This window comes from Agarivorans sp. QJM3NY_30, from assembly GCF_050870855.2.
Lineage (GTDB): Bacteria > Pseudomonadota > Gammaproteobacteria > Enterobacterales > Celerinatantimonadaceae > Agarivorans.
In genome coordinates this window covers 1,724,542-1,749,341 of the sequence record NZ_CP194038.2, presented here as the reverse complement: position 1 = coordinate 1,749,341, position 24,800 = coordinate 1,724,542, and the positions used below count along the sequence as shown (strand labels likewise).

At 45.1% G+C, this 24,800-nt stretch carries 24 protein-coding genes; 11 read left to right on the top strand and 13 right to left on the bottom strand.

The genetic code is table 11. The features are described from left to right. Window positions 1–44: 44 nt before the first annotated feature. From ybeD to ACRRSX_RS08005, 6 genes are all read left to right on the top strand, one after another. A complete protein-coding gene (ybeD, locus tag ACRRSX_RS08030) occupies window positions 45–308 on the top strand; it encodes a DUF493 family protein YbeD (protein ID WP_432453720.1) in 264 nt (87 codons plus the stop codon). Next, window positions 309–965: a lipoyl(octanoyl) transferase LipB gene (gene lipB / locus ACRRSX_RS08025; RefSeq protein ID WP_432453721.1), complete on the top strand. Its 657-nt coding sequence runs from the start codon at window positions 309–311 to the stop codon at window positions 963–965. After that, the gene (gene lipA / locus ACRRSX_RS08020; RefSeq protein WP_432453722.1) at window positions 962–1,930 is read left to right on the top strand and encodes a lipoyl synthase; all 969 of its coding nucleotides are present in this window, start codon (window positions 962–964) and stop codon (window positions 1,928–1,930) included. Before lipB ends, lipA begins: the two co-directional genes overlap by 4 nt. A 327-nt stretch (window positions 1,931–2,257) precedes the next feature. Then, entirely contained in the window at window positions 2,258–3,958 is a 1,701-nt protein-coding gene (locus ACRRSX_RS08015) for a hypothetical protein (RefSeq protein WP_432453723.1), read from the top strand. Between the two features lie 19 nt (window positions 3,959–3,977). Next, window positions 3,978–4,448: a discoidin domain-containing protein gene (locus tag ACRRSX_RS08010; protein ID WP_432453724.1), complete on the top strand. Its 471-nt coding sequence runs from the start codon at window positions 3,978–3,980 to the stop codon at window positions 4,446–4,448. Window positions 4,449–4,754: 306 nt separating this feature from the next. Continuing rightward, entirely contained in the window at window positions 4,755–5,234 is a 480-nt protein-coding gene (locus ACRRSX_RS08005) for a discoidin domain-containing protein (RefSeq protein WP_432453725.1), read from the top strand. A gap of 120 nt (window positions 5,235–5,354) precedes the next feature. Here ACRRSX_RS08005 and ACRRSX_RS08000 read toward each other — a convergent pair whose 3' ends face one another. The 6 genes from ACRRSX_RS08000 to ACRRSX_RS07975 all read right to left on the bottom strand — a co-directional run bounded on the left by ACRRSX_RS08000 (window position 5,355) and on the right by ACRRSX_RS07975 (window position 11,493). Continuing rightward, on the bottom strand, window positions 5,355–5,885 hold the full coding sequence (locus ACRRSX_RS08000) for a SixA phosphatase family protein (RefSeq protein ID WP_432453726.1): 531 nt from the start codon (window positions 5,883–5,885) through the stop codon (window positions 5,355–5,357). 54 nt (window positions 5,886–5,939) lie between these two features. Continuing rightward, the gene (locus tag ACRRSX_RS07995; protein WP_432453727.1) at window positions 5,940–7,193 is read right to left on the bottom strand and encodes a glutamate-5-semialdehyde dehydrogenase; all 1,254 of its coding nucleotides are present in this window, start codon (window positions 7,191–7,193) and stop codon (window positions 5,940–5,942) included. 9 nt (window positions 7,194–7,202) lie between these two features. Beyond that, window positions 7,203–8,312, bottom strand: a complete 1,110-nt coding sequence (gene proB / locus ACRRSX_RS07990) for a glutamate 5-kinase (protein ID WP_432453728.1) — start codon at window positions 8,310–8,312, stop codon at window positions 7,203–7,205. 103 nt (window positions 8,313–8,415) lie between these two features. Then, complete coding sequence (crl, locus tag ACRRSX_RS07985; protein WP_432453729.1) at window positions 8,416–8,811, bottom strand: sigma factor-binding protein Crl; 396 nt, start codon at window positions 8,809–8,811, stop codon at window positions 8,416–8,418. Window positions 8,812–8,881: 70 nt separating this feature from the next. Beyond that, on the bottom strand, window positions 8,882–10,111 hold the full coding sequence (locus tag ACRRSX_RS07980; RefSeq protein ID WP_432453730.1) for an alpha/beta hydrolase: 1,230 nt from the start codon (window positions 10,109–10,111) through the stop codon (window positions 8,882–8,884). A 92-nt stretch (window positions 10,112–10,203) separates the two neighbouring features. Then, a complete protein-coding gene (locus tag ACRRSX_RS07975; protein ID WP_432453731.1) occupies window positions 10,204–11,493 on the bottom strand; it encodes an NCS2 family permease in 1,290 nt (429 codons plus the stop codon). Between the two features lie 385 nt (window positions 11,494–11,878). On the opposite strand from ACRRSX_RS07975, the gene ACRRSX_RS07970 reads away from it, so the two are divergent. Together ACRRSX_RS07970 and ACRRSX_RS07965 are read left to right on the top strand one after the other, a co-directional pair. Then, window positions 11,879–13,345 (top strand): aminoacyl-histidine dipeptidase, encoded by a 1,467-nt coding sequence (locus ACRRSX_RS07970; protein ID WP_432453732.1) that lies wholly within the window; start codon window positions 11,879–11,881, stop codon window positions 13,343–13,345. Window positions 13,346–13,498: 153 nt separating this feature from the next. Then, on the top strand, window positions 13,499–14,890 hold the full coding sequence (locus tag ACRRSX_RS07965; protein ID WP_432453733.1) for an SPFH domain-containing protein: 1,392 nt from the start codon (window positions 13,499–13,501) through the stop codon (window positions 14,888–14,890). Window positions 14,891–15,530: 640 nt separating this feature from the next. Here the strand turns inward: ACRRSX_RS07965 and ACRRSX_RS07960 are convergent. Then, a complete protein-coding gene (locus ACRRSX_RS07960) occupies window positions 15,531–15,845 on the bottom strand; it encodes a cupin domain-containing protein (protein ID WP_432453734.1) in 315 nt (104 codons plus the stop codon). Between the two features lie 238 nt (window positions 15,846–16,083). On the opposite strand from ACRRSX_RS07960, the gene ACRRSX_RS07955 reads away from it, so the two are divergent. Beyond that, window positions 16,084–17,694 (top strand): ABC-F family ATPase, encoded by a 1,611-nt coding sequence (locus ACRRSX_RS07955; RefSeq protein WP_432453735.1) that lies wholly within the window; start codon window positions 16,084–16,086, stop codon window positions 17,692–17,694. A 97-nt stretch (window positions 17,695–17,791) separates the two neighbouring features. Here ACRRSX_RS07955 and ACRRSX_RS07950 read toward each other — a convergent pair whose 3' ends face one another. From ACRRSX_RS07950 to ACRRSX_RS07930, 5 genes are all read right to left on the bottom strand, one after another. Further along, window positions 17,792–18,820 carry a DUF2955 domain-containing protein gene (locus ACRRSX_RS07950; RefSeq protein ID WP_432453736.1) on the bottom strand — a complete coding sequence of 343 codons (1,029 nt, stop codon included), beginning with the start codon at window positions 18,818–18,820 and terminating at the stop codon, window positions 17,792–17,794. 9 nt (window positions 18,821–18,829) lie between these two features. Next, complete coding sequence (locus tag ACRRSX_RS07945) at window positions 18,830–19,888, bottom strand: HlyD family secretion protein (RefSeq protein WP_432453737.1); 1,059 nt, start codon at window positions 19,886–19,888, stop codon at window positions 18,830–18,832. Continuing rightward, window positions 19,885–20,370, bottom strand: coding sequence for a MarR family transcriptional regulator (locus tag ACRRSX_RS07940; protein WP_432453738.1), 486 nt, complete (start codon window positions 20,368–20,370; stop codon window positions 19,885–19,887). Before ACRRSX_RS07940 ends, ACRRSX_RS07945 begins: the two co-directional genes overlap by 4 nt. A 232-nt stretch (window positions 20,371–20,602) precedes the next feature. Beyond that, window positions 20,603–21,280 carry an LrgB family protein gene (locus ACRRSX_RS07935; RefSeq protein WP_432453739.1) on the bottom strand — a complete coding sequence of 226 codons (678 nt, stop codon included), beginning with the start codon at window positions 21,278–21,280 and terminating at the stop codon, window positions 20,603–20,605. Next, window positions 21,277–21,663: a CidA/LrgA family protein gene (locus ACRRSX_RS07930; protein ID WP_432453740.1), complete on the bottom strand. Its 387-nt coding sequence runs from the start codon at window positions 21,661–21,663 to the stop codon at window positions 21,277–21,279. The genes ACRRSX_RS07935 and ACRRSX_RS07930 overlap by 4 nt, the downstream gene beginning before the upstream one ends. A 92-nt stretch (window positions 21,664–21,755) precedes the next feature. On the opposite strand from ACRRSX_RS07930, the gene ACRRSX_RS07925 reads away from it, so the two are divergent. Together ACRRSX_RS07925 and ACRRSX_RS07920 are read left to right on the top strand one after the other, a co-directional pair. Next, window positions 21,756–22,766 (top strand): 2-hydroxyacid dehydrogenase, encoded by a 1,011-nt coding sequence (locus ACRRSX_RS07925; RefSeq protein ID WP_432453741.1) that lies wholly within the window; start codon window positions 21,756–21,758, stop codon window positions 22,764–22,766. 178 nt (window positions 22,767–22,944) lie between these two features. Next, complete coding sequence (locus ACRRSX_RS07920; RefSeq protein WP_432453742.1) at window positions 22,945–23,208, top strand: DUF5062 family protein; 264 nt, start codon at window positions 22,945–22,947, stop codon at window positions 23,206–23,208. Window positions 23,209–23,350: 142 nt separating this feature from the next. Here ACRRSX_RS07920 and ACRRSX_RS07915 read toward each other — a convergent pair whose 3' ends face one another. Beyond that, a complete protein-coding gene (locus ACRRSX_RS07915) occupies window positions 23,351–24,736 on the bottom strand; it encodes an 8-oxoguanine deaminase (protein ID WP_432453743.1) in 1,386 nt (461 codons plus the stop codon). Between the last annotated feature and the right edge of the window lie 64 nt (window positions 24,737–24,800).

Sequence of the window (24,800 nt, the reverse complement as noted above, 5' to 3'; positions counted from 1 at the left end):
GTTCGCTTCTTGAAAGCATCTAGAACGGTATCCTTAGGTCAGTTATGCAAACCAAATTTGATGAATATCTTGATTTTCCCTGCGATTTTACCTTTAAAATCATGGGAGTGAATAGCCACACATTAGAAGATGAAGTGCTTAGTGTGATTCAGAACTTAGCGCCTGGTGACTATAGCCCGCGAACTCGTCCAAGTAGCAAGGGAAACTACAAATCCATTACCTTAGTGGTAAAAGTCACGAGTAAGTTTCATATTGAAAGCCTTTACACCGAAATTGGTGCCATAGAAGACGTTCGACACGTATTATAAATGTCCAATCAGCAAATATTACAGGTTCGCCATTTAGGCCAGCAGGATTACCAAACGGTTTTCCAAGCCATGAAAGATTTCACCGAGCAACGTACTGAAGACTCGCTTGATCAGCTGTGGCTGGTAGAGCATGAGCCAGTGTTTACTCAAGGCCAAACCGGAAAACCCGAACACCTTTTAGCAAAGAGTGACATTCCAGTCATTCAAGCGGATCGCGGTGGACAAGTGACCTACCATGGGCCGGGTCAATTAGTTGCTTACCCCTTGCTGAATATTCGTCGTCGTAAACTTGGTGTACGCCAATTAGTTACCGCGATAGAACAAAGTATCATCGAAACCTTGGCTAGTTATCAAATCGAAGCTTATGCCAAGAAAGAGGCCCCTGGGGTCTATGTTCAACAGAAAAAAATCGCGTCTTTGGGTCTGCGGATCCGTCGAGGTTGTTCATTTCATGGCCTAGCGCTGAATGTAAATATGGATTTAAGTCCATTTTTACTGATTAACCCCTGCGGTTACGCTGGATTGGAGATGACCCAGATTGCCGATTTTCAACACTCAGCCAGTGTCGAGCAAGTGGCTGAGAAAATCACCGAGATTTTGGCACAACAACTTGGCTATAGCCAAATAGAATATCAACGAGGACAGCTCCCATTATGAGTGCAAAAAAAGTGCGATTGGAAGCCGGAGTAAAACTTCGTGATGCCGACAAAATGGCATTTATTCCGGTAAAAGTGATCCCTTCAGAGAAGGAAACCATGTTACGCAAGCCGGACTGGATGCGTATTAAATTACCTTCAGATAGTACCCGAATCAATGAAATTAAAAGTGCAATGCGCAAGCATGACTTGCACTCGGTATGTGAAGAGGCTTCCTGTCCTAACCTAGCCGAATGCTTTAACCATGGCACGGCTACGTTCATGATCATGGGTGACATCTGTACTCGTCGCTGTCCTTTCTGCGATGTTGGTCATGGAAAACCACTGGCTTTAGATCAAGAAGAACCAGTAAAATTAGCTGCGACCATCGCCGATATGAAACTTCGCTATGTGGTGATTACTTCAGTTGATCGCGACGACTTACGGGATGGCGGCGCGGGCCACTTTGCCGAATGTGTGAAAGAAATTCGCAGCCGTAGTCCAAAGATTCAGATTGAAACTTTAGTCCCTGATTTTAAAGGCCGTATGGATAAGGCTCTAGAAATTTTAGATGGCAATCCCCCGGATGTGTTTAACCACAATCTAGAAACGGCGCCAGGCCTATATAAACAGGTTCGCCCTGGCTCAGATTATCAGTGGTCATTAACCTTGCTAAAACGCTTTAAAGAGCTTCATCCGAATATCCCCACCAAATCCGGGTTAATGATGGGTTTGGGTGAAACCAATGAAGAAATTCTGCAAGTAATGCAAGATTTACGTGACCATGGCGTCACCATGCTCACACTGGGACAATACTTGCAACCAAGTCGACATCACTTGCCCGTAGCCCGCTATGTGCCACCAGAAGAGTTTGACGAGCTTCGCAAACAAGCTGAGGCAATGGGCTTTACTCATGCGGCCTGTGGTCCTCTGGTACGTTCTAGCTACCATGCTGACCTACAAGCGAAAGGCATCGAAGTTAAATAGTCACCACTAGATTCCCCCGGAGAGTCATACTCTCCGGATCCCACATGCTTGCAACCAATAACTACCCTAGCTCGCGCTGCCACATTTAACCGCAAGCTCCGACCCCTTCCCCAAAATGCTCGGTAATCTTAGCTTGGTAAATCCCGTTCATTCAAGGGCAGTTTAAACCGACAAAACCATCAAATAGATAATCGATATATTTCATTCACTAACACGATTGTGATCAATGGTTGAAATAACGGTTCAATTAATTTAAATAAATTGACAAAAAATTGAATACGTTATTAATCTAGGAACAACTCATGACTTGGTAATTAAACCGCGAATATGCGAACGCTCACCGTTTTATCGCTTTTACTACCTCTTATTGCGCAAGCTGGTACTCAATATAACAATCAAGATGCACGCCGTTTAGAGGCGGTGAAGAGCTATGTGAATAACGTATTAACCGAAGCAAGAAGTCATTCAAATCGCAGTCCACTGCTCGCCGATGGCGTGAACACCATCACTCGAAAACCAGTCGAATGGATCTACCCAGATAAACACCGTGTGACTATTTCAAACTTTGCGAGCCAACAAAACTTCATGCGAACTTTAAATGGTCTCAGCCTAGTGACTGGCGATGATAAGTACCACCAAGCCGCAGAAAAAACTGCGCGATATTTTCTAGAAAATTATAGTCATGAAAATGGATTATTCTTTTGGGGAGGTCATCGTTTTATTAATCTGGATAGCTTGGAATTAGAAGGCCCTCAGAATAAAAACCAAGTTCATGAATTAAAAAATCACTTTCCTTATTATAGTTTTCTGCATCAAGTGGATGCGAAGGCAACTGAAAAATATATAAAAGCTTTTTGGAACGCTCACCTAGATAATTGGAAGAGGATGGATATGGGGCGTCATGGTCGATATTCAAAATCTTATAATGATAAAGTTTTTCAACGCAAGCTATCCGATGATATTGTCGAACCATCAAAACTGCCCGAGTTACCTCTCAGTAAAGGTCTAAGCTTTATCAATGCCGGCTCAGACCTTATCTACGCGGCCTATAAACTGACAGAGTTAGCCGAACCGAAGATTGCTGAAGGTGCCAATCACTGGGCTAAATTTTTACTAAAACAATATGAACTCGCCAGTAACCCAAAAACTGGAGCCCCAGTTTATCAATTTACATCACCGCGCCAACGAGAATCATCTCCCCCATCCGATAATGACACCAATTCTAAATATGGTGACCGTGCCCAACGCCAGTTTGGTCCTGAATATGGTGCGATAGCCAAAGAAGGCAATGTCTTGTTCAGAGGCAATGCTAATTCGATAGCCATCAGCAGTGCCTTGGTCAAGCTTTACATTGCCGAAAAACATCAAGACAGCGAAATCTTAAGCTGGGCGGTGAAAGACTTAAAAGGTTTTTATCGAGTGGCTTACGATGCCGAAAGAGGCCAATTTAAAGCGGTATTCAATGATGGTACTGATATCACGGGGATCCCATTAGTACGCGACGGTTACTACGGAAAAAAAGGCCGTATATTTCAAGCTCAAGTCATCGACAGTGAAAAGTATTTATTTCCCTTATTAAAGGCTTATCGTTTATCTGGCGACCAAGCGTTATGGGCCCTAGCACGCAACATGACAAAACATCTTGGATGGGGAGATATTGGCGAACCAAAAACAAAACCGAGCCAATTAAACTTAAACCTTAATAATCAAGATCCTAGCGGTATTTTCAGTGCCCTCGAAATGTACAAGATATCCTCTGACCAGCAATATCTCGAATTGGCGCGAGCGATTGGCAACAACATTCTTAAACATCGCTTTATTCGTGGATACTTCCTAAATCATCACGCTTTGCTTAATGCCAGAATTGATGCACTAGAGCCGCTAGCGTTAGTGGCCTTAGATGCAACTTTAAAAGGACAACCGCAGCAAATCCCAGAGTTTATTTCTGAGGGTGGTTATATTCACGGTGAATATTTAGGAAAATCTAGCACTTACGATAAACGAGAGATTTACAATAAAAAAATATAACTAACATATGGAGATCGAAATGAAAAAAACATTTTTACTAATTAGTGCCCTACTATGCTCAAGCTCAGCCTTTGCTAATCTAGAAATTGTCGATGTGAAGGCCAATAGCCACGATAAAGCCCACGTTGCGAAAAACGTACTTGATTCCAGCAAAAAAACTCGCTGGGCAAATAAAGGCGAATCGTGGATCCAATTTGAATTCGCAGGTGAGCAAAAACTCTCAAAGCTAGACCTATCAGTCTTCAAAGGAGATGAACGAAAAGCCAGTTTTAACTTAGAAGTATCAAGCGATGGTCAAAACTGGCAGAAAGTTTTTGAAGCGGTAAGTAGCGGAACCACCCGAGATTACGAACGCTATAATTTCGCACCAGTGACAGCTAAATTTGCACGGATCAATGGTTTTGGTACCGATGTATCCCAGAGCTGGACCGCCTTTTATGATATCCGTTTCCAATCCGATGATTCAGCTGCTGTTGAGTTTACAAAATAGTCTAAACACTTAACCGTAAGGCCTGCGCCAAATCTTAACTTGGCGCAGGCTTCAGCAGCTTTCATACGCAACACTGAGACCAGTATCATTAAGAATGAAGCCAAACATCGGCCTCACTTGAGCGCCTTGTCGCTCCTTTGATAAACAAATCATAATAAAAATAGGCTTAATCAAACCAGCCTAAACAAATATTTGCAAGGTAATACAGCGCAGGAGAGAACATTGTTTAATGTTGACCCTTTATCGAGTCAACTTGAACAAAAATCGTACCCGGCCTTGAAAAATGTACTTATTTGGAATAAAGGAATGAAGAAAATAGTCAATGTGATGGTTCTAGGCGCCTTGCTGGCATTCTCTGGTTCAAGCCTTGCAAATTACTATGTGGTGAAGGTGACTGCGAATAGTCATGACCAAAATCATATCGCAACTAATGTTATCGACGGAAACAACAAAACCCGCTGGGCAAACAAAGGCGAATCATGGATAGATTTTGAATTCAACGTTCCTCAGGAGATAAACTCGGTAGATGTCATGATTTATAAGGGGAATGAACGTAAACAAAAATTTGCTTTGGAAACCTCCATGGATGGTAAAAAATGGCGACGTATCTTTAAAACCTGGACCAGTGGTAAGGTCAAAGATTTTGAACGTTATAATTTTACGCCCATTACTGCCAAATATGCTCGAATTATAGGCTTTGGAACAAACGTAGCCAGAACTTGGACGGCCTTTAGTGAAATTAGCTTCCATTCGGACTACAAGGTTGCAGCTCTATTTGAGAAATAAGCGAATTGATCACATCTAGGGATAAGTCAGGCGCTGTTTATCCCTGTGCTCATTGCACGCTTGTTTCAAACCCCTCAGCTCATCGCCTATAAATACAAATCAATTCGTTGGTATAAGGGTTCAAGGCTTTGCCGCGAGCCGACGTTTGGGGGTATCAAACAGCACCAGGTTAGCACTACCTTCTGTCAATTCGGACCAAGCGCTGACATTACACTCTAGGATAGCAAGACTCGCCGTCGGAAATTTAGGCAACTGTTGCGCCGTTAGGTATTCCAGCAACTGTTCCAAAGCCGGATTATGCCCAATCAGCGCAACATGATGGTAACGATCGGCGAAAGCTTGGATATGTAACAGTAGATCCGCCCAGCGACTGGTATATAAACTTGCCTCAATTGTGACATGCAGGTCGATTTCGATATACCGGTCACAGTGCAACTGACGTTGGGTTAACCAATATTCACAGCTTTGTTGAGCGCGGATCGCTGGTGAGCATTGCAGCAATTCAAGTCGAGCAAATGGCAACGCATAGTCACATGCCATCAATGCCGCAGCGGCTCTTCCTCGAGCACTCAAGGGACGTTCCCGATCGTTTATCCAAGGCTGTTGCCAACTCGATTTGGCATGACGAATTAACCATAAGTGACGCGCCATGAACTTCCCTTGAATAAATAAGCTAGCCCTCAGACTAGCTTCAATTGCTCATATTTAAGGCCGGACCAACATATCGCCAATCCCGACCCACTTGTAGCTGGTCAGTTCTTCCAAGCCCATCGGACCACGTGCATGTAGTTTCTGGGTGGATACCGCAACTTCAGCACCTAAACCAAACTGAGCACCATCGGTGAATCGCGTCGAAGCATTCACATACACCGCCGCCGAACCCGCAGCATTCACAAACCGTTCTACCGACTGCAGATTGTTCGATAAAATAGCATCTGAATGACTCGCGTTGTGCTTTCGCATATGGGCGATAGCTTCATCCACATTGGCGACCACCTTCACGCCCAAGGTATAACTCAGCCATTCGGTGTCAAAATCACCCGCCTTGGCTAACTGTAAATCCTTGGCCGCAGCCAATCCGCTCATGGCATTGTCGGTGGCCACTAATTTCACCGAAGATTGGTTCATACACTCGGCTAATTGCGGCAATAACTCCGCGGCAATATTCTGATCCACCAATAAGGAATCTAAAGCATTACATGCTGATGGGCGCTGTACTTTGGCGTTTTCAATCACCTTGATCGCCGCAGCCAAGTCTACGCTGTTATCCACGTAAATATGACTAATACCAAAACCACCAATAATCACTGGGATCGTACTATTCTCTTGGCACATTTTATGAAGCCCTGCGCCACCTCGCGGAATAATCATGTCAACATATTCATCTAAACGAAGCAATTCGGCGACTAATTCACGGTCTGGCTGTTCAATATATTGTACCGCAGCAGCAGGTAAGCCACTTTGTTGCAAGGCCGATTGGATCACTGCAACCAAGGCCATATTCGAGTGAAAAGTTTCTTTACCACCGCGTAAAATACTGGCGTTCCCCGTTTTTAAACATAAGGCGGCAATATCGATGGTCACATTAGGCCGAGCTTCATAAATCACCCCTACCACACCCAGTGGCACCCGGCGACGAGATAAACGTAAACCATTTTCTAGAACCCGGCAGTCCATCTCGCTACCCACCGGATCATTTAAAGAAATCACATTTCGAACATCATTGGCGATCCCAGCTAACCGTTCGCTATTTAACATTAAGCGATCCAGTAGAGCCTCAGACAAGCCTGCTTGACGAGCGGCCTCTAGGTCTACATTGTTGGCGGCTAAAATGCTGGCTTGCTGCGCTTCGAGTTGGCTGGCAATAGCAGCCAGAGCCTGATTTTTTTGACGAGTCGTTAATGTCGCCAGTTCAAAGCTCGCTTGTTTAGCTCGCTGGCCTAATTGCTGTAAACTCATTTATTCATCCTATTTCAGTACTAGGTCGTCACGGTGAACCGCCACCGACCCATAACCATAACCCAGAGTCTTATCGATTTGCTCTGAATGTAAGCCTTTTATTTGTTGCATATCTTTTGCCTGATAACGACAGATACCACGCGCGATCTCTAAACCGTCTGTATTCACCAAACTTATCACATCGCCCCGGTTAAACTCGCCTTTAACGATTATAATGCCTTTAGGTAATAGACTAGATCCTCGCTCGACAACGGCTTTACATGCCCCTCCATCGAGCACTAACTCACCATGGGGCGGCGGTCCAGCCAAGATCCACTGTTTGCGATGCTCCAGGGGCGTTGATATTGCCAAGAATCGGGTGCCAACACTCTCCCCTTTACTCATCCGGGTGATCACATTTTCACTATGCCCGGCAGCAATCACCACTTCAATGCCTGCACGACCAGCAATTTCCGCCGCTTGTAACTTAGTCGTCATACCACCAGTGCCCAAACCACTGATGCTATCGCCAGCGAGGGCGCGAATTGAAGCATCAATTTCGTGGACTTCTTCGATCAATTTTGCCTGAGGATTATTACGAGGGTCTGCAGTAAATAAACCGGGTTGATCCGTCAACAGCAGCAATTTATTGGCTTCGCCGAGGATTGCCGCCAAGGCCGAGAGGTTATCGTTATCACCGACCTTGATTTCGGCTGTGGCAACCGCATCATTTTCATTAATAATGGGCACAATACCATGCGCTAATAAAGCCTTCAGCATATCCTTCGCATTGAGAAAGCGCTCCCGATCTTCTAAATCGGCACGTGTTAGCAGCATTTGTCCGACATGCAGGCCGTAAATACTGAATAAACTTTCCCACACTTGAATCAGACGGGTCTGACCAACTGCCGCTAACATTTGTTTATTGGCGATAGTTGGTGCGATATTAGAATGGGTCAACGATAGATGCTCGCGTCCTGCGGCTATCGCACCGGAGGTGACAACGATAAGCTGATGACCAGCCTTGCGTAACAGGGAAAACTGACGAACCAGCTCTATCATATGGGCTCGATCGAGTTTAGCAGTGCCACCAGTAAGCACACTGGTCCCCAACTTAACAACAATAGTTTGCTTCGACATGGTAATTAATGATCCCAACTCGGGTAAAACGCAAAGCTTGTATTCTACCTGATAAAAACCTGACGCACAGACTCTGTGCGCCAATTTTATATAACTTTCTCGTTTAAGCTGCCGGGAGAGTCAAGTTCGGGGATAAGGAAGGAGCAGCACTCAGGGTGATACTAAATTTGTCCAGTTGGGTAACTAATTTTTGGTAGAAAACGTCTAAAGACTGTTGCACCTCTTGCAGATTTTTTTGCGGGATCGACATTTCTTGCCATTCACCTTGTTTGTCGTAGAGACCATACCAATAATGATATTCAAAGCCACTATCAACCAGCCGCAACTCCAGCCACCAACCAAAAAACTCTCGTTCTTCAGCTGCTGGCTTAGCGCTAACACATGAGGCTAGGCAATCAAAAAAATACTGTTCCTTTACGCTATGTTCCTTCCGATAATAAGGACCCATAGCCGTAAATGTTGAGCTTAACTTTCCATGGCTTGGCCAAGTCACTTCCATGCGCTTAATCTCTCCATAGTGATTATTGTCTAAATTATTACCTTACCATAATGACCACAACATAATGAAGTCACAAATGCTTTTGTAACCATTGCGTGACCTCCGTAAAGATTTGATTGTAATTTTGTAAGTAATCATGCTCTTTCATCATACTAACCTGACTGCTTTGAGAGGCAGCACCGAGCAGCGTAATATCTGCTTGCGGTGAGATTGGGTCGTTCTCTCGTCCAACAATATACATCGGCAGTTTGGTTCTAGCGCCACCTAAAATTCCTTGGGTCTTCAGTGACAAAGGCAGACAACGATAGAATAAGTTATCGCGATTCGCCGAGTTACCACCACTGCGGTTCGCTAAACAATCTCGATACATTTGCGGCATCGACTGAAAACGGGTGACATCGGTAAATAGTCGGTCGACTGGCGCACCAATCGTGACCACAGCTCTTAGGCGGTTACTAGCAAGAAAAGCCAAACGCGCCGCAACATTTCCAGCAAAACGATAACCCAAGATCCCCACTCTATCTTGATCCACCCAAGGAATTTCTGGCAAGTAGTCCAATACAGCCAGATGAATTCGGCTACTATCTTGCTGTAAGCGCCACGGTGAACAGAAACCAGCGCCGGGTAAATCTATACTTAACATCGCAATACCTGCAGGCGCTAAAAACCGTTCAAATATGGGATAGAGCTCAGTTTGTATAGTATCAAGTCCACCACTAACTAATACCACCGGTTTTATCGAATCGGTATCGGGCAGATGCAGATAACAGGCGACTTTCTTACCTTCGATGGGAATCTGCATGGTCTTGCAAACATATTCACTTTGTTGCATCGCCGAAGCAAAGTTATTGTAAGCTAAAGCTTGAGCCGAAGTGGCCAGATCATCCCCTTTAAAATGTGGATAAGCGGCAATCGTCGCGCTATAGCTAGCATTTAAAAACTGCTGGTAAGCTAATGATTTATCACCACCTTGCTCGGCTTTCTTGGCTTCCGTTTGATGACGCACGGCACGTTGCATCCACTCAAAATTCCAATTTCCTGGTTGATAGCCCCCCACCGTATCGAGTAATGCACTGGTACGAGGTTTATCACTTATCGCTATGTCGGCAAATAAGCGTTCGGTTTCAATCGGGTCTAAACCTAACCAAGCCCAATATTCACGACGTAACAAACGATACCAGTTACGTCCTTCTTGTTGTCCTTCCGCTGTAGAATCCTTCGCCAAAGTATTAGAAATTGCCGATGTTTCGAGCACATTGATCCGTGGTTTAAACAGCACTTCAGAGAGATTCTCTTTCACATTCGCAGGCCTAAATATTGATTAATGAAGAAAATATAACATAAAAAAAAGCCATCACGTTGTGATGGCTTTTTATAAAAAATACAAAATGACTAGAAAAATGCAAACTTTAGCAAGAATACTAGCGCCAGAACCCATACGCTAAGGGGAACTTCTTTATGGCGTCCAGCCAGTAATTTAATCACTGCGTAAGAAATAAAACCAACCGCTATACCATCGGCAATCGAGAAGGACAAGGGCATCAAGATTGCCACAATTGCAGCGGGTGCAGCCTCGGTCAAATCAGTCCAATCAACATTGACGAGACCCGATAGCATCAAGATACAAACATAGAACAAGGCACCAGCAGTGGCATAGGCAGGAATCATCCCGGCCAGAGGAGAGAACAGCAATGCCAATACAAATAAGATCCCCACAACCACAGCAGTAAGACCAGTGCGTCCGCCAACTTCAACACCCGCTCCACTTTCAACGTAAGATGTGGTGCTTGACGTTCCCAATAGTGACCCGGTTACAGTGGCCGTTGAATCGGCCAACAACGCTTTTTTCAAATTAGGTAAGTGACCGTGTTCATCCAATAAGTTGCCACGCTGCGCAACCGCGGTAAGGGTTCCAGCTGTATCAAACAAGTCCACAAACAAAAATGCAAAAATAACACTGAGCATCGATATATCGAAGGCGCCCGCAATATCCAGTTGTAAGAAAGTAGGTGCTGGATTCGGTGGCATCGACATCACACCATGATACTGGCTATAACCCAGTACAATAGATAAAGCGGTAATCGCCAAAATGGAGATAAGTACACCACCTTTAACCTTGCGGTATTCTAAGCCAATAATCAGGAAGAAACCTAAAGCCGCTAAGATCATCTGATGCGGGTTTTGGTGACCTAAACTGATCAAAGTGGCTGAGTTATCCACCACGATGCCGGCATTTTGTAAGGCAATAAAACCGAGGAACAAACCAATACCCGCGGCAATACCAACCCGCAGTGTTTGTGGGATCGAGTTAATGATCCATTCACGAACTTTAAATAAGCTCAAACAAGTGAAAATACAACCCGAGAGAAATACCGCACCCAAGGCAACTTGCCAAGTGTGTCCCATACCAAGAACCACCCCGTAGGTGAAAAAGGCATTCAAGCCCATTCCCGGCGCTTGAGCAATCGGATAATTGGCATACAAGCCCATAATAAAGCAACCAATTGCGGCCGCTAAACAAGTCGCGACAAATACCGCTCCTTGATCCATCCCAGTGGCCGCTAACATGCTTGGGTTTACAAAGATAATGTAAGCCATTGTTAAAAAGGTAGTAATCCCAGCAATAACTTCAGTGCGCAGATCCGTACCATGCGCCTTTAATTTAAATAGTTTCTCTAACATCTCGATGTATGTTCCTTGGACAACAGGTATTTATTGGGCCGATACAGAGGACTCCGTTGTGCTAGTAGCGGCAATCGCGGGGCATTATATTCATGGCTCCAGCAAGAAGCTACTGTATGTTCTCACCAAACTGAGCTAGATCAGTAAAAACCACCATTTTTTTCAACTTAGAACGTTAAGATAGCTGGATAAAATAGAAATACTTCGTTTATCTGCGTGATTTATCCCTTTTTAGTAGCGAGTTATCATGCTAACGGTCATCCAGATTCAACTTTTCTAGCCAATACGTATATATTCTAAACAAAAGCCAATAAGCAGACTTATATTAAAGTTTCCTTGCTGATAAAGTGAGTTAATTCTAAAAAAACAGATTTAAGGTAACATTGTGTCTACATTGTCTTCTCTATCACCCCAGCCGCTATGGCAGCACTTCGCAACAATTTGTTCTATTCCCCACCCCTCTAAACATGAACAAGCCATGATTGATTGGATACTTAGCTTAGCCCAGCAACACCAGCTAGAGCACTTCCAAGATGCCGTAGGGAATATCATTATCAAAAAACCAGCCACAGCAGGCATGGAAGATAGACAAGGAGTGATCCTACAAGCCCATCTAGACATGGTTCCCCAAGCGAACAATGATACCCAACACAACTTTGCCGAAGATCCGATTCAGCCCTATATCGATGGAGAATGGGTCACCGCCAAAGGCACCACATTAGGAGCAGATAATGGTATTGGTGGCGCCTCGATCTTAGCCATATTAACCAGTGACAAAATTGCCCACGGCCCCATTGAAGCTCTATTTACCATTGATGAAGAAGCGGGTATGACCGGCGCATTTGGCCTTGAGGCTGGCCTATTAGAAGGTTCGCTGCTCATTAATACTGACTCCGAGCAAGAGGGGGAAGTATATATGGGCTGTGCCGGTGGCGGTGATACCAACATTACTTTTGCAGCAAACTATCAGCCAACCACCAACCAACAAGCCGCCATCGCGCTCAACATTAAAGGTTTAAAGGGAGGACACTCCGGTTGTGATATCGATAGCGGACGCGCTAACGCCAACAAACTGATGTTACGAGTGCTTGCGGCAATGCAACAACAAGGCTTAGAACCGATTTTATGCGATATTCAGGGCGGTAGTCTGCGTAACGCCATCCCACGCGAAGCCCGCTGTCAGCTGGTCTACGATGCGAGCCAAAAAACCGCCCTCATCGATTTAGTAGCACAACAGCGTCAAGCCATTGCCGATGAGTTTGGTAAAGTAGAAACCAATTTATGTATCGAACTCACCGAAATAACCACGCCACAACAAAGCTTTAGCGCGCGCCTATCAAGTCAAGTAATTGATAGCCTAAACGCCTGTAACAATGGTGTGGTGAGCATGAGCCAAGACATCGTCGGCGTAGTCGAAACCTCTCTGAACTTAGGTGTAATAAAACGCGATCAGCAAGGTAACATCGAGATCAAAATCTTAGTTCGCTCGCTCATCGACTCAAGCCGTCTCCAAGTGGAAGCCAGCATAGCCTCGTTGTTTAGCTTAACTGATGCCAAATTTAGCTTCTCTGGTGCTTATCCGGGTTGGAAACCAGAAACAGACTCGGTGCTCAAAACCGTTATTCAGGATAGCTACCAACAGCTATTTGGTGAATGCCCGAAAGTGATGGTTATCCATGCGGGCTTGGAATGTGGCTTATTCAAATCGGCCTACCCTCAGTGGGATATGGCCTCCTTTGGCCCCACCATTAAATTTCCGCATAGCCCCGATGAAAAAGTAGAAATTGCAGCGGTCGAAAAATACTGGCAATTACTGCTCAGCACCCTAAAAAATATTCCGGCCAAAGCCTAAATCATCTCCAAGCCAGCAAAGTATGCTGGCTTTGCCTCATCAAATTTATAAGCCCTAAATTAAATTGACAAAAAAGTCATTATTAGTATTTTAATTCTGTTATCATGCGCCCCGCAAAAATCCAAGTCAAAAACCGAGTAGAAGGAACTCATCATGTCTGACGATCTTGTCAAAAATAACGATGCAGCCAAAAGCGTGAAAAAAATAGCCAGTAAATTTGAATTTAATTACAAATTCATTGTGGGTCTGGTTGCACTGGCGGCTTTAATTTATACCCTCAGTAATTCGTTTTTCTACGCAGAGCCCGGCTATATCTATCATGTACGTACGGTCACCGGTAATGAAGCGGTTGTCACCGAGGTCGGTTATAAATTTTATCCCTTTGGTCGTTATAATTCCTGGAAGCGTTCAATGACGGTACAAGCGCTTACTGGTGCCTCGGCAAACCCAATCCGTGCAGAGAAAGATTCGGATAATTCCTCAGCTAGTTTACCGCCGATGAGCATCATGTTTCTTGACCAAGTAGACGCCCATGCTGAGGCGACAGTGCGCTTTTCAATTCCCTCTGACCATGACTCCTTTTTAAAACTAGCCCACGAATTTAGATCCCCTGAAAACCTGCTACGTACAGCGCTGATCCCGGCGTTTAAAGAAACTTTGCAGGCCAATGCTTCGCTGATGGCCGCAGAAGAATATTATGCTGGCGGACGAACCGAATTTAATTCTGAGTTTGAAAATCAAATGAGCAGTGGGATCTTATTGGTGAAGCGCGAAGAAATTACCATTCATTCTAAACAAGCCACCAGCGGCAGTGCTAATGCTGCGCTAGGCAAAGATCAGCAAGAATATGGCGATGACAGTAAAACAGTGTTTGTAGTAAATAAAGTTCTAGATAGCAACGGACAACCGCGCCGAAAATCGCAACGTTTCCTCGACTTTGGGGTCACCGTCGTATCCGCCTTGGTCACAGATATGCGTCCTAACGCCAAATTTATCGAACGAATGCAATTAAAACAAAAGGCTTCGGCAGACCGCGCGATTGCCAGAGAACAACGAGTGCAGGAAGAAGAGCAGCGCTTACTCGCAATTGCCCGAGGTGAGCGCGAAGTGGCAGAGCGTCAAGCCAAAGCGAAAGTAGAACAGATCCAAAAAACCACAGAAGCACAAACCGACAAACAACTTGCGATCACCAACGCTGAAAAAATGAAGGCGCAAGCCGAGATTTCCAAAGAAACCGCAGAAATTGACCTGGAAAAAGCCCGCATCGAAGCCGAAACTAAAAGAACGTTAGCGGAAGCAGAAGCCTACCAAAAACGGGTCATTCTGGAAGCTGATAACGCGCTTGCTCAAAAACTCGAAGCTGAAGTGAAAATTCAAAGCTTGTGGGCCGATGCTTTTGCCAAACGCAATGTACCCACCAACGTATTTGGCGCGGGGAGTGCGGCAACACCAGCAGGCAGCGATTCAGAAACTCGAGCATTTATGCAAATGCTCACCTTAGATGCAGCAAAACGCCTCAGCTACGACCGAGAAATCAACAAATAAGTTCTATCCTAAAAGCTCTCTAGTGATAACTTTTGCAAGCGTTTATTGTTAATTGATCCGATAAAATGTAGTTACCGACATAACTCATGGACCAAGCTCGAATCAATGAACAACCCGCACAGCTGAAGGGTTCGCCTAAGCCCCATTTAATTGCGCTGCATTTAAATGGGTCTCCCTCGAATAAAAATCAATCATAGTTTTAGTTACAATTTGAAATTTTTTAATATGTCTCAAAATTTATCCATAGTTTGGTGGTGAATGGATGATCCCCGTTAAAGGATGTCTGCATTGAATCTTTTTCTAAGTTAGATAAGTTACCAAACAAGTGAAGAATTTTGACTCTTCTCGCTTTAAACTCGATGTGATTGAATTTTTATACCAATCTGATTCATTATATGAACAACTGATTACGCAACATAAATCTACCGATAATCAGGCATGACGCGCAGTAACTAGTAGCGCTGATTTAGATCAGCAAGAATGAACAGAGAATGAGTTAGATGGGTATTAGAGAGTCCAGCATAAAAAACAGAAGCCTTAAGTATTTGAAAACAACTCTAGTACCATGAAACTTAACAGCAAAGGCAGCCAAACGACTCATCAAAGTGCCAACTTCAAACTCCCCAAGCTTCGAGTTTGCTTAAGAGTAAAAAACAGCGAGCCAAATGGTTGGCCTATCGGCTGCAGTTTGACTGACTTTATGTTTAACATGGGCGGGGATATTAAAGTAATCCCCTTTATTTAAATGTTGCTCGTGACCGTCTTCAAATAACAAGCTGGCACTGCCTTCCAATACCATCACCCATTCGTGCTCGGCTTGATCGTACCAGCCTTGCTCGGGTGAACGATGACCAAAAGAAACGATCCGCTCGATACGTATATTGGGACGCTCTAGCAAATCACTAAACTGCTCTTGCTGAAAATCTTCAGCAATCCCTGAAAAAATATTAGCCATTTAACGATTCCTCTGTCAAAACAACATCATAACAATCCAGTAGCGCAAAATTAACCAAATCTTAGCTGGTGACCAATCCTTTTCGAACACGGATCCTGGCGTCAGCGATTGCGTCTTCAACTACCCAACGGATTAATAAACACACAACTTCCCTCGACTTTAGCGAGACAACTCTTTATAGTGCGCCCCCTTATACCGCTTATCTCAGCCTTCGTGGCCATCTTTCTAGGATTACCTTTTGATTTCTACCGCAAACATCACCATGCAATTTGGCGCCACGCCACTATTCGAAAATATTTCCGCTAAGTTTGGCAATGGTAACCGTTACGGCTTAATTGGCGCCAACGGCTGTGGTAAATCAACCTTTATGAAGATCCTTAGCGGAGAACTAGCCCCTAGCTCAGGCAATGTGTCAATCAGCCCCGGCGAAACGGTTGGAACCTTAAGCCAAGACCAATTCGCCTTCGAAGCTTTTAGTGTGGTAGATACTGTAATTATGGGCGATGCGGCCCTATGGAAAATCAAACAACAACGCGACCGTATTTATGCCTTACCCGAGATGTCAGAACAAGACGGAATGGACGTGGCTCACTTGGAAACTGAATTCGCTGAAATGGACGGATACAGTGCCGAAAGTCGCGCGGGTGAAATTCTATTAGAAGCAGGCATTGCCGAAGAGCTTCACTACGGGCTAATGGCACAAGTGGCACCGGGATGGAAGTTACGAGTCTTGCTTGCACAAGCTCTATTTGCAAACCCAGATATATTATTACTCGACGAACCCACCAATAACCTAGATATTCATACCATTGAGTGGTTAGCCAAAGTACTGAACCAACGTAAGTGCACGATGATCATCATTTCCCATGACCGCCACTTTCTCAACTCGGTCTGTACCCACATGGCCGATATTGATTACGGCGAACTGCGTATTTACCCCGGAAACTATGAGAAATTCATCGAAGCGTCTTCGCTGATCCGAGAGCAACTGCATAGCGAAAATGCGAAGAAAAGTGCCGAAATCGATGAACTACAGGCCTTTGTGAACCGTTTTTCAGCCAATGCTTCTAAAGCCAAGCAGGCTACCTCACGAGCCAAACGGATGGAAAAGATCACCCTCGACGAAGTTAAATCTTCCAGCCGTAGAACGCCCTCAATTAGCCTTAAGCAAGATAAAAAACTCCACCGTCAAGCACTCATCATTGAAGATCTAGCCCACGGTTTTGCCGGTGAGACGCTATTCAGCCAAGGTAATATTATTTTGGAAGCGGGTGCAAAGTTGGCGGTAATTGGCGAAAATGGAGCAGGAAAAACCACTTTTTTACGCTGTTTGATGAAACAAATTTCAGCCAACAATGGAGACATTAAGTGGTCTGAAAATGCCACCATTGGCTATTGTCCACAAGACAGCAGTAGCGATTTTGATTGTGAACTCTCGATCTTTGATTGGATGTCGCAATGGCGTAGTGCCAAACACGACGACTTAATGGTTCGCGGCCTATTAGGTCGACTATTGTTTAGTGCAGACGACTTCAATAAAAAATCAAAAGTATGTTCGGGGGGCGAAAAAAATCGCTTGTTGTTTGGCAAATTGATGCTACAAAACAATAATGTACTAGTGCTCGACGAACCCACCAACCACCTCGATATGGAAGCCATTGAAGCGCTTAATCAAGCTTTAGAGACTTACGATGGTACGGTCATTTTTGTGAGCCACGATCGCGAGTTTGTATCCTCGCTCGCTAGCCGAGTAATCGAAATAAAAGAGCAAAGCATTATCGATTTTCAAGGCAGCTATAATGAATACCTCGCCAGCCAAACAGAGCAATTAAGAGTCGCCAACGGCTAAACGTTCACGCCAAGATCACCTGCTTAATGAAAGGAAAAGAAGCGTAAGCCGGCTGCTTACGCTTTTACTTACGACCCGCTTATCTTTGATAGCAGGCTTAGTGACCAAAGCGTGTCAACGCAAAGCTGTTAAGTAATCGATGAATCAGGTAACACACCAACAAAGTAACAACCGTAGCAAACAAAATACTGCTTAGTCGATAAAGACCACTGAAAACCAAATCGTTACTCGGTGTAAGGTATTGCCCAAATAAGATCCCTAAAGTCGTGAGAGCACCAAACCCAACGCCTGAACCACCGCCCTCTTTCAAATGAACATAGCTAAACAACAACAGTCCAATCCACAATAGCGGAAGTACCAAGATCATTTGTCCAGACCAATGATATAAAACTAGCTGACAGACAAGGCCTGTACTCACTCCCAACATAGTGCCTATCGCCCTTTTTCTGGCATAACTTAAAGCACCATTCCAATGCATTGGAAACAGCAATAAAATGGTCGTCGCCTGAGCCGACATCGAATCTTGTAAGTCAAACACTTGAAATACCCAGAATGAAATAGTGGCAATTGACGCCCCCATCAACGCTTCATGCCGCATTCGGTGAGCTTGCTTTGCTAATACGGCTGGTTTGGGTCGAGGAGCTACATCGGGGATCAAGGCTGTCACCAAAAAAGCAATCAATACCGACAGCAGATTGGCTCCCATATTAGTGAAAATCAAATCATTCAAATCGGTACTGGGATAACTTGCAAAGTGCAGCATAATACTTAAGTTCAATAAACTTGTGGCTCCAAATAGAAACAAGCTACCTTTTGACATACAAGCGAACTTATATAGGAATAATACAAACACCAACATGCTCATTAAGATGGTATGACTGCCAAATAAGCCAGCGAGTAAGCCAACTTCAATCCCGCAAACCACTGCCGCTGCAATACATTGGCGAGCCACATGACCATTCATCACCGGAACCATTCCCAGCAATAAAATCGGGGTCACCACAAAAAAGACCCCGTTACTCAACTCAAAAAATTTACAAATGAGAAATCCAAGACAAGCACCGCAGGCTATTCGTAAAGCTTGGCGAAGATCATTCTCCGATAAGGGGCGATGCCACAAATTCATAGCTCAGCCTTAATAGATGTAATGCAGCATGCTCAGTAAACTGATTTGCGTTTTAGCGAGCCAGCGAAATAAACCATCTTCGGGTAATAGCTGTACCGTTGCCTGAGCACCAGAAGGTAAACCAGCGGTTTGAGCACCTTCTAGCGAAAAATGAATACGCATCCGTTGGGCATCTCTGACCCAACGGGTAGAAGTACTGGGTGTTGCTAAACGCCCATTAGCATCAAACTGCCCAACGCTCACACCAGCATCCATACCGATCACCGATGCCGAGTAAAGTTGCCCCGGATCGCCATCAAATGTGATGAGTGCTTTACTTCCCGTGACCGCCAAGCGAGAACTTTTTTCACGAAAATCGGCAATAACTTCCGCTTCCGTTGAAACCAAAGCTAATAAGGGCTGACCCACGGTTGCATATGCCCCAGCGGCCAGTTGCAGGTTGGCCACAATGCCCCCTCGCTCGGCCCTCACTTGGGTATAAGATAAATTGAGTTTTGCTTGACGAAGTTGGTTACGTGCAAGCCGAATATTAACATTATTATCATTCATCTCACCCCGACTGAACCGCAGTGCATTTAGCCGAGCTTGAGCGGCCTGCAAGTTAGCCTGTTCAGCCACCGATTCGCTTTGTGCATCATCTTTTTGCTGCTGAGAAATGCTGTGCTTGATAAATAACTCTGCCAGTCGTTGTGCATATTGCCGTTTCTGTTGCGCCACTATCCCTAGCGACACAACATCGGCTTTCGCCGCAGCTAAAGATGCATCCAACTGGTGGTTAGTTTGCTGGGCTAGCTCTAACGCTAACTCAGCCTTTTCCACTGCCAACTGGTAGGGCTTTGAATCGATAGTGAATAATAAATCGCCTTGCTTCACCAACTGATTATTCGCAATATGAATCGCAACAACATTACCATTAACTCGAGGCACTACCTGAGTCACCCCACGACTCACCATGGCCTGAGGTGTCAACGGAATTTTATAATCAGCAAATAAAAAGTAAGTAAATACCATGACAAACACCAGTATCGAAAACTTTATCCAACGGGCAAATTTTTGTTCTACAGTCATGTCACAGACTCCTCGATCTCAACATGATTGTCGTTTAATTGGTGTAAAGCATTATGGGTGATGGTCTCAAGCACAGTTTCAAACTGAGTAAGTGCCGCTTCATCAATGTTGGCCAGAATGTTCCGCCGCAGCGCTAAAATACGCCCCTCCACCTGAGTCATGAGCGCAATTCCATTTTCAGTAAAGCTAACAATACGCACCCGTTTATCACTCTCACAGCAATCACGAACGATCAGACCATGGCTTTCAAGTTGACTTAAAGTTCGCATTAACGAGGCCAATTCAATTTCCAATGCATTGGCGAGTGTTTTCTGACTCACATGGTCGTTTAAGGTTTTTAATTTCCATAATACCGTCCAACGCGAATGAGTCAGACCCAATGAAGTCAACTTACGATCGGCCACCGTCCGCCACAAACGGGCAACTCGACTGAGTTGCTCGGCCAACGACAATTGTTTAAACACTGCGATATCATCCATCATTTAATCCTCAGTTACTTAGCCTGCTAAGCATAATACATTGCTTAGCAGGCTAAGCAAATAAATGTGATCAGGTTCTCATAAATTTTGAGCAATGGGATCTACGCCGATAAACGCATGAGGTGATGATTTGTAAAGTAATTGAAGTTTCAAAAAACAAGGGGGTAAGATTACACCAACAAGCCATTGAATAAGGTTCAAATGGCTTGTTGGCTGCTTTGCCGCAGTAAAATGACTAAAAAATAAAAGGCACAATCATCGGACATAAAATAGCGGTAAAGATCGCGCTAAGTACCAAAGCCAAAGCACTATAGGCACCTTGTTGATGTCCATCTTCCGAAATACGAGCCGTCCCCAAAGCATGACAAGCGGTGCCCATGGCAATGCCTTGTGCTTTAATGGAATGAATACCGAACAACCTTAATGTTGGTAAACCCGCAACCGCCCCCACCAAACCAGTGATTAGAACCGCAATCGCGGAGAGCGCAGGCTGACCTTGAACCTGTTCACTAATCAAAACGGCAATCGGAGTCGTTACTGATTTGGGCGATAAAGACGCGGCGATCACTGGTGTAGCCCCCACCAACAATGCCATCAACAAAGTTGAACTCACAGCAATAAGCACCGCCGCCAATACGGTCAACGCAATGCGCGGCAGTTCTCGCTTAATTTCATGTAATTGTTTGTATAAAGGCACACCTAAGGCGACAACCGCTGGCTGTAATAACTCACTTAACCAACCACTGTATTGGTTATAATCGCTGAACGCGATCCCAAAACTTAACAGTGCAATCACCAATACAGTCAGGCTAATCAGCACCGGATTTAACCATGGTGAGGGGTAACGTTGTTGCAGGCGTTTAGCAAAAATGTAGAGCGCGATGGTTAGCGGTAAATAAATCAGATTAATCATGACTGACGCTCCGCCTTCTGCTCCCAATACTGATAAATTTTACCCACCACAACTAACAAAATGAGGGTCGCTAATACACAGGTCATCATCATCGCAGGCAAAGCCTGAAATAAAGTTTCAAGATGGTCGACCAAACCAACACTAATAGGTACAAATAATAACGACATCCAACGTACAAATAGCATTGAACTTCGCTCCACCCAAGCCAGTTTAATCCATCTTAACTGCAACAGGATGGTCAGCAGTAACATCCCTAGAATACTTGCGGGGAGAAGGTTTCCGGTAAGGTAACTCAAACCTCGTCCGGCCCATAGGGCTGCATAAATAATGGCTAAACCCAGGCCAATTTCAAAGGCTATTGATTTCTGAAATTTTCTAATCACAATCGGTCGACATCCGTCATTCAATGAAGCTATTATGTAATAAAATTACATAACAAGCTATTACTAGCTAAGCTTTGTTTTTAGGAGAAGTCATGAAGATTAGTTTTTTTAGCGCGAAGCGCTACGACCGTCAACACTTTGATGCCCAAAATAAGTCTTCAGCATTTGCCATTGAATACTTTGATACCGCCCTCAGTACACAAACGGCTCGTTTAGCGCATGGCAGCGATGCAGTCTGTGCGTTCGTGAATGATGATTTATCGGCCCCCACCTTGCAGGCATTGCATCAACTGGGAATAAAGTTGGTACTGTTGCGCTGCGCAGGATTCAACAATTTAGATCTAGCCGAGGCGGAAGCTTTAGGTATCACCGTGTCACGAGTACCCGCCTACTCGCCAGAGGCGGTCGCCGAACATGCAATAGCCTTGATGATGACATTAAACCGCCGGATCCATAAAGCCTACCAACGCACTCGCGATGCCAATTTTTCGCTCGAAGGTTTAACTGGTATGAATATCTTTGGCAAAACCGCAGGCGTGATTGGCACCGGTAAAATTGGTTTAGCCACGGCCCGTATTTTAAAAGGGTTTGGCTGTCGGGTTTTAGCCTTCGACCCCTATCCCAACGACGCAGCGAAAGAGCTAGGTATTGAGTATGTCAGCATGCCCGAACTTTTATCACAGTCACGCATCATCACCCTACACTGCCCTTTAACTGTTGAAAATACTTACTTAATTGGTAAGTCTGCTTTCGCTCAGATGCAAAAAGGCACCTTATTAATCAATACCAGTCGTGGCAAATTGGTCGATTCCCTCGCCTGTATTGAAGCACTTAAAGATGGCACCTTAGGTGGTTTAGCCTTAGATGTGTACGAACATGAAAAAGAGCTATTCTTTGAAGACCTGTCGGCAGAAGTGATCCTCGATGATGTATTCCGCCGTTTATCCGCTTGCCACAATGTAATCTTTACTGGTCATCAGGCCTTCCTAACCGACGAAGCGTTACAAACCATCGCGAATACCACGCTCGCCAATGCCAGCGCCTTCCTCGACGGTAAACGCAGCGGTAACGAGGTAACCGCAGAAGCCATCGATAATAGTTAATAACAAGCCTTCTAAAGGCTGCATCCCAAAACTGAGCACTTAGCAATAAATGCTGTTTTTTTCGGCAACATAAAGCCAAGTCCGGGCTTAACTTAGATTTAGTGAGTTAAGCCCTGTTATTGAGCTGCGCTTTACCGTATGTTGAAGGGAGTAGATGGTAGACACAGCGAGACCTTGAGTGAAAAAATATAAACACGAAGCACAACTGTTAAAAAAGGCCATACAAATCGGCGAGGTTTATGCCTTACAACGTGGTTTTGCCAAATTTCCGCCAGGAATTTCTGAGAAAGATAAGGTGGAAGCCCTGTACATGTTATTGGCCGAAGACAAACGTCTTACCCCACTGCCCAAAGATAAACTGACCGGACCGGAAATGCGCCATAAATTAGTATTATGGTTAGCCAACCAACTCCCCAAAGACCACGAGTTATTGCAAGGCTAAAACCACTCAGCAAACAAGCAATGAGGAGAGCACAAAGCCTTCAGCCAAGCGAAATAAAATGCCGTTTGTTTTGCAGCTCTCCCGCATTGGCACTTCACCGTCGAATCAAACAGTGACAACACTTGCAGGCCATTGTTCAGGTTTAGCCCAGCAGCTGTTTTGCGAACTGATGGTGTTGCGCTTTCAACTGATTTAATTGCGCCCGTGTTTGCTCTGCATCTTCAATCAGCCACTTGCCAGCCACCATTAACTTGCTCACCTGACTCGCGCCACACAAGATCAACGCGGCCAAAGGATCATGTGCCCCAGAAAAATTAAGTCCGTCTAATTGATACAAGCCCAAGTCAGCTTGTTTGCCTGGCGCAAGCACTCCAATATCATCTCGCCCTAGTACCGAAGCACTGCCTTGAGTTCCCCAGTTCAACACTTGTAGATGGGTGATTTGATCAGCACGATAACGTAAGCGCTGCTGCATCAATGAATGTCGCAATTCTTGGATCATATTCGAACTATCGTTGGAGGCCGAACCATCCACGGCCATCCCGATATGACATCCAGCGGCCGCTAAATCCAGTGTTGGGCAGATCCCCGAGGCGAGCACCATATTCGAGGTAGGACAGTGAGCAATACCGATTTGCGCTTCACCCAAACGTCGTATTTCACTGGGATCAAAATGAATGCCATGAGCCAGCCAAGTTTGTGGCCCCATCCAGCCGCAATGCTCCAAGTAATCAACTGGACGCATGCCCAGTTTTTTCAGGCAAAAATCGTTCTCATCTATGGTTTCACCTAAATGGGTATGTAGCCGTACGCGATGACGTTTCGCTAACTGTGCGGTTTCACACATCAGTGACTGCGTCACCGAAAACGGCGAACAAGGTGCTAGGGCCAGTTGTAACATACTGCCGTCATCCGCGTCGTGATAACGTTTGATCAGCCGCAGGCTGTCCTCTAAAATTTGCTGTTCACTCTGTACCACTGAATCCGGCGGCAGGCCGCCATCTTTTTGCGACAGACTCATGCTACCGCGCGTCAAGGTCGCCCGCACACCTAAACGCCCCACCACTTCGGCTTGAATATCGATGGCATCACTCAGTGCGTGATTAAACACATAATGATGATCGGCCACCGTGGTTGCACCGCTCAGCATGAGCTCCCAGCAAGCAATTTCGGTGGCAAGTTCGATGTGTTTAGCTGTTAAGCCACTCCAGATGGGGTAGAGAGTTTGCAACCACGGGAATAAAGGTTGATTAATCGCCGCGGGTAGACAGCGGGTCAGAGTTTGATAAAAATGATGATGGGTATTAATCAAGCCCGGCATCAGCACATAGCGATGTGCGTCAAAAATATCATCAATGGTGCCCGTCGGCCGTTGGCCAGCCGCCACACATTCAAGGATCGTCGACCCTTGTACCACTAATCCGCCCGCACAGTCACGTTCAGCATCAGGGCCGCTGATCGCCCCATTAAATACAGCTAACGGATCTTTAATCCATAATTTGGTGGCAGTTGGTGTCGCGACAGACATCGTTGGCATCTCACCCTTGTAAACAAAACATATGCTAACAGGACAAGCAAAAAGCTGACCAAAT